General features: G+C 62.3%; 5 protein-coding genes. All 5 read right to left on the reverse strand.

Annotation, left to right across the window (positions count from 1 at the left end; all coding sequences use genetic code 11):
* Positions 1-13: 13 nt before the first annotated feature.
* On the reverse strand, positions 14-2,119 hold the full coding sequence (gene glyS, locus WCA85_RS23630) for a glycine--tRNA ligase subunit beta (RefSeq protein WP_424067276.1): 2,106 nt from the start codon (positions 2,117-2,119) through the stop codon (positions 14-16).
* A 15-nt stretch (positions 2,120-2,134) separates the two neighbouring features.
* Positions 2,135-3,142, reverse strand: a complete 1,008-nt coding sequence (gene glyQ / locus WCA85_RS23635; protein WP_424067280.1) for a glycine--tRNA ligase subunit alpha — start codon at positions 3,140-3,142, stop codon at positions 2,135-2,137.
* 171 nt (positions 3,143-3,313) lie between these two features.
* The gene (gene lnt, locus WCA85_RS23640) at positions 3,314-4,984 is read right to left on the reverse strand and encodes an apolipoprotein N-acyltransferase (RefSeq protein WP_424067277.1); all 1,671 of its coding nucleotides are present in this window, start codon (positions 4,982-4,984) and stop codon (positions 3,314-3,316) included.
* Between the two features lie 34 nt (positions 4,985-5,018).
* Positions 5,019-5,915 (reverse strand): HlyC/CorC family transporter, encoded by an 897-nt coding sequence (locus tag WCA85_RS23645; RefSeq protein ID WP_424067278.1) that lies wholly within the window; start codon positions 5,913-5,915, stop codon positions 5,019-5,021.
* 190 nt (positions 5,916-6,105) lie between these two features.
* Positions 6,106-6,388 (reverse strand): gamma-glutamylcyclotransferase (locus tag WCA85_RS23650; protein ID WP_424067279.1); only part of this gene is annotated, 283 nt, incomplete at its 5' end.

The raw sequence follows: 6,388 nt of genomic DNA on the forward strand, positions 1-6,388 counted from the left end.
GCCTAAGGTCCTGTCAGGCAGCGAGTCTGGAGATGTCGGCGACGCAATTCATCTGCTGATGCAGTGCCCCGAGCAAGGCCAGACGGTTAGCACGCAACGCCGGATCTTCCGCGTTGACCATCACGTCATTGAAGAACGTATCGACCGGTTCACGCAAGGCCGCGAGCGCGGTGAGCGCGCCCGTGTAGTCATGCGCGGTAAGTTGCGATTGCACCCGCGGCGCGACCTGTTCGAGTTGCGCGTACAAGGCCTTTTCTGCCGCTTCGATCAGCAAGGTGGGTTGCACGCCGCCCACCGTTGCGCCATCCGACTTTTTCAGAATGTTCGAGATGCGCTTGTTCGCTGCTGCGAGCGACGCCGCTTCAGCAAGCGAAGAGAACTCGCGCACAGCGTCGAGGCGGGCGACCACATCGTTCAGACGGGTTGGGTTGAGCGCGAGAACCGCATCGATCTCACCCGCTGAATAGCCACGCTCGCGCAACAGACCGCGCAGGCGATCCATACAGAACTCGTAAATAGCCTGAGTCGATTCTGCGACGTTCGGCACGGCGGCGAATTGTGCGTACGCCGTACGCAGCAGCTCAACGAGGTCGACCGGGAGTTGCTTTTCGACCAGGATACGCAGCACGCCGAGCGCGTGACGACGCAGCGCGAACGGGTCTTTCTCGCCCGTGGGCTGCAGACCAATACCCCAGATGCCGACCAGCGTTTCGAGCTTGTCGGCAAGTGCCACGACGGTGCCGGTTGCGGTGGACGGCAACGCGTCGCCGGAGAAGCGCGGCTGATAGTGTTCGGTACAGGCCAGCGCCACCTCTTCCGGCTCGCCGTCATGGCGTGCGTAGTAGGTGCCCATGGTGCCTTGTAACTCAGGGAATTCGCCGACCATGTCGGTGATCAAGTCGGCCTTGGCGAGACGAGCGGCACGCTGCGCGAGCGCGACGTCGGCGCCCATCAGAGAGGCGATGGCACCGGCCAGCGCTTCGACCCGTTCGACGCGTTGCAGTGCCGAGCCGAGCTTGTTGTGATACACGACGTTGGCGAGCAGCGGCACGCGGTCAGCGAGCGTCTTCTTCTTGTCCTGCTCGAAGAAGAATTTCGCATCGGCCAGGCGCGGACGCACCACGCGCTCGTTACCTTCGATGATGTCGCCCGGCGTCTGCGTCTCGATGTTCGAGACGATCAGGAAGCGCGAGCGCAGCTTGCCGGCGTCGTCGGTGAGGGCGAAATATTTCTGGTTCGTCTGCATTGTCAGGATCAGACATTCCTGCGGCACCTGCAGGAATTCGTCTTCGAAACGGCAGGTGTACACCACCGGCCATTCGACCAGCGACGTGACTTCATCGAGCAGCGACTCAGGCATGACCACCACGTCGCCTTCAGCCTGCGCGAGCAGTTGCGTGCGGATGGTTTCCTTGCGATCGGCGAAGTTCGCCACCACGCGGCCCTTGTGACGCAGGGTTTCCGCATACGTGTCGGCGTGCTGGATCTGCACGAAGCCTTCGGACAGGAAGCGATGACCCAGCGTGGTGTCGTCCGCATCGACGCCAAGCGCCGAGACTGGCACGACCTGTTCGCCATGCAAGGTGGTGAGGCGCTGCGCCGGACGCACGAACTGGATATTGGTGCCGTCCGGACGCTGGTACGTCATGACCTTCGGAATGGGCAGCTTCGAGACGTTTAGCGTTTCGTCGAGCGCAGCTTGCAGGCCTTCAGCGAGCGTGGCGCCGGGCGCGGCATAGCGCAGGAAGAAGGCCTCGGCCTTGCCGTCCGATGCGCGCTCCAGGTCGTTCACCGAGAAATCAGGGAAGCCCAGCGCCGCGAGTTTCTTTGCGAGCGGCGCGGTGGGCTGGCCGTCCTTGTCCAGCGCGACGGAGACCGGCAGCACTTTTTCGCGCACGTGCTTTTCCGGCGCAACAGCGCGCACGTTCTTGATGGTGACCGCGAGACGGCGCGGCGTCGCATAGCGTTCGAACGACAGTTCGCCTTCGATCAGGTCGCGCGCCGCGAGGCGCTGGGCGATACCTTCGGCGAATGCATCGCCGAGGCGCGCGAGGGCCTTGGGCGGCAATTCCTCAGTCAGCAGTTCGACGAGCAGGGTGGCGTGTTGGGGATGAGTCATGTGTGCGTGTTCTCGTCAGTCCGGGTCGATCTTGCGTTCGACTTTGAGCGGCGGCGCCCAGGCGGGTTTCGCGGCATCCTGTTCGTCGGTGGTGAGGCCGGGCACACCGTGCACCGGATTGCCGAGCATCGGGAAACCGAGCTTTTCGCGCGAATCGTAGTAAGCCTGTGCGACCTGGCGCGACAGGTTACGAATGCGTCCGATATAAGCCGCGCGCTCGGTCACGGAGATCGCGCCGCGTGCGTCCAGCAGATTGAACGTGTGGCCCGCCTTCAGCACGAGCTCATACGCCGGCAGCGCGATCTGCGCATCGATCATGCGCTTCGCTTCAGCTTCGTAGCTGTTGAAGAACGTGAACAGCAGATCGACGTTTGCGTGCTCGAAGTTGTAGGTGGACTGCTCGACTTCGTTCTGGTGATACACGTCACCGTAGGACAGGCGTCGCAGTTCAGGACCATTCGGGCCTTGCTCTTCCCACTCCGTCCAGACCAGGTCGTAGACGTTCTCGACCTTCTGCAGGTACATGGCGAGACGCTCGAGCCCGTACGTGATTTCGCCGAGCACCGGCTTGCAGTCCAGACCGCCGACTTGCTGGAAGTAAGTGAACTGGGTCACTTCCATGCCGTTCAGCCACACTTCCCAGCCGAGACCCCACGCACCGAGCGTCGGGTTTTCCCAGTCGTCTTCCACGAAGCGCACGTCGTTCTGCTTCAGGTCGAAACCGAGCGCTTCAAGCGAGCCGAGGTAGAGATCGAGGATGTTCTCCGGCGCCGGTTTCAGCACCACCTGGTACTGGTAGTAATGCTGCAGGCGGTTCGGGTTCTCGCCGTAGCGACCGTCCTTCGGGCGGCGCGACGGCTGCACGTAGGCGGCTCGCCACGGCTCAGGGCCGATCGCGCGCAGGAACGTATGGACGTGGGAGGTGCCCGCGCCGACTTCCATATCGATTGGCTGGAGCAGCGCGCAACCCTGCTTGTCCCAGTAGGATTGCAGCGTCAGGATGATTTGCTGAAACGTGAGCATGAAGTGCCTTTCGGGCATGGTGGCCGCGCCGCAGGGGCCGGGGCGCGCGAGGCGGCCGTGGAGCGAAGTGCTAAACCTTGGATTTTAACGGAAAGGGGACGGGGTGCGGTTTTTTGGGGGCGGGGATGCCGGGAGATGAATGGCGCTCTGCAAACCGGAGCGCTAGCCCGATCAGCCGTTTCCATTCCTGCGTCGCACCCCGGGTCCAAATGCAAACCCAAACGCGAGCAAAAAAAACGAAACCGCCAGCACCGTGTTATTTCCGCTCGTCACGTACGGCGTATTTCCCGACGTCCCTTGAATCGTGACATCAATCGAGCCCACCGTATAAGGTGCCAGCCGAGCCAACACATTCCCATGCGCATCAATCGCGGCAGTCGTGCCAGTGTTGGTTGCCCGCAGCATCGGTCGCCCTGTCTCGAGCGAACGCATCCGCGCAATCTGCAGATGCTGATCCAGTGCGATGGTGTCGCCGAACCATGCCAGATTGGTGGAATTGACCAGCACACCGGCAGGCGTGTCGCTCTCTCGAATCGTCCGCGCAATCTCTTCGCCGAAAATATCTTCGTAGCAGATATCCAGCGCAACCGGCTGGTTATGCACCATAAACGGCTTCTGCACGGGCGCACCGCGCGCGAAATCGCCGAGGGGGATGTTCATCAGATTCACGAACCAGCGAAATCCCCACGGCACAAACTCACCGAACGGCACCAGATGGTGCTTGTCGTAGCGATAGAGATCATGTGAGCCCGGCGTGACGCCAAACAAGCTATTCGTATAGTCGACAACGCGGCCTTCCGGCGTAATCGTGCCGCCAATCGCACCGAACAGAATCGCCGAGCCGGTGGTATCCGCGAAGTTACGAATCGCCATCGCAAACTGCTGCGGCAACTCCTGAGCCAGCACAGGAATCGCCGTCTCAGGCGTTACGATCAGATCGGCCGGCTTTGCCGTGATCATCTGCTGATATTCGTTGATCGCGGCCACGGTCCCCGCTTCTTCGAATTTCATGTCCTGCTTCACGTTGCCCTGCAGCAGGCGCACCTTGAGTGCCGCGTTCGACGGCTGGGTCCATGTCACCCAAGGCAACAGCAGGCCGGCTGCTATCAGCAACACGGTCACGACAAGCGGCGGTACGACGCGCGACATGCGACTATCGCCCTTGCGCTCGTCGGCAGGCTCACGCAAACGCACCAGCGCCTGGACGATCAGCGCGGCGACCAGCGCCAGCATCCAGCCGACACCGTACACACCTGCGACTGGTGCGAATCCAGCCAGTGGTCCATCCACCTGCGCATAACCGCTCGCGAGCCACGGAAAGCCAGTGAACACGTAGCCGCGCAACCATTCGCCCAACGCCCACGCACTGGCAAATGCAAACGCGCCGTGCCATGTTGGCGAAAACGGCTTGTCATTGAGCTTGCCGTTACTGGCGTGTCCCGCGCAAAAGGACCAGATCCCGGCCGTCAACGCCGGATACAGCGCGAGATACAACGAAAACAGCACCAACGCTGCCGCCGCGAGTGGTGCGGCCATCCCGCCGTAGTAGTGCATGCTGACGTACAGCCACCATACGCCAGTGACGAAGTTGCCAAAGCCGAACGCTCCGCCGGTCAGTGCAGCACTCTTCCAGCCGGTCGTTCGCGTGAGCCACGCAAAGAAGAACGCGAAGATCGCCAGTTCAAGCCAGCCGCCATGCGGCGTGGGCGCGAACGAAAGCGTGTTCGCCGCGCCTGCGATCAGTGCAACGAGGTAGTGCCACCGCGGCAACGCCCGGCCCGATGCTTGCGCGACGGGGGACGTCACGCCGCGGCGCAGACGGGAAGTAATCGGGTCGGCCATTATTGCGTGGTCGTTTCGGAAGAAAAAAGAGAGATCAGGTCTGCACGTGCTGCGCGTCAGGCTCGCGCTGGCCCGCGAGCGGGTCGCGCCGTACCAGCAGCATGTGAATCTGCCGCGCGTCGCCGCGCAGGATCTCGAAGATCAGGTCATCGATACGCACCTTCTCGCCGCGATGCGGCACACGCCCGAAGCGATGCGTGACGAGTCCGCCGATGGTGTCGTTTTCCTCGTCCGAGTAGTGCGTGCCGAACGTTTCGTTGAACTGTTCGATCTCGGTCAGCGCCCGGACCCGATAACGGCCATCCGGCGAGGCGATGATGTTACCGCTTTCCTCATCGAAGTCGTATTCGTCCTCGATGTCGCCGACAATCTGTTCCAGCACGTCTTCTATCGTGATGAGTCCCGCGACGCCGCCGTATTCGTCCACGACGATCGCGATGTGATTGTGGTTCACGCGGAAGTCGTGCAGCAGCACGTTCAGGCGCTTCGATTCCGGAATGAACACGGCCGGGCGCAGCATGCCGCGCACGTCGAATTCTTCTTGCGCGTAATAGCGCAGCAGGTCTTTGGCGAGGAGCACGCCAATGATGTTGTCGCGATTGCCTTCGAACACCGGATAGCGCGAGTGCGCTTTTTCCAGCACGAAGGGGATGAATTCCGCCGGGGTTTCCGCGATGTTGATCGCGTCCATCTGGGCACGCGGAACCATGATGTCACGCGCGCAGAGTTCGGAGACCTGGAAAACGCCCTCGATCATCGACAGCGAATCCGCGTCGATCAGGTTGCGCTCGTGCGCGTCCTGCAGGATTTCCAGAAGTTCGCCGCGAGACTCGGGTTCGGGCGAGATGAAGTCGGTCAGACGCTCAAGCAGGGAGCGCTTTTCCTGTGGTTTGTCGCTAGTTCGGTGTCGACTGGGATACGTGTCGTTCATGGTGGTGCGCCCGGCAAGACTGGGCGCGCTGTTGCAGAGCATTAAGGATACACCACGCGCATGGCAGGACCGTGTCCCGGTGGGCTGCGCGGCATAGAGAAGGCCGCGCAGCAAGGGCGGAGCCTGCGTCAATCGTAACGGATAAAGACCCGCAACGTATGGGTGGAACAAAATTCGGCCCGTGCGTGCCTTAGCCGCCGTCGCTGCCCGCTTCGCGGCAGCGCGCCAGCAGTGCTTCGAGCGCGCGGTCCGGCATGCCGCTTTCGCGCAGCGCGGCGGTGGTGCGGCTCACGTAGTCGAGCGTCGTGCCATAACGGCCGCTGGCGCAGCCAAATACGGTTTGCACGATTTTGTCGGTGAGTTTGCCGGTGTACGACGCGACGTCGCGGCGCATCACGAAAGCGAGCGCCTCCACGCGCCGCCCGTCGGCGAGCGTGCACGGCAACCATGCAGGCCGGTACGAGCCCATCGCC

Origin of the sequence: Paraburkholderia sp. (genome assembly GCF_049581445.1) — a bacterium.
Classification (GTDB): Bacteria; Pseudomonadota; Gammaproteobacteria; order Burkholderiales; family Burkholderiaceae; genus Paraburkholderia.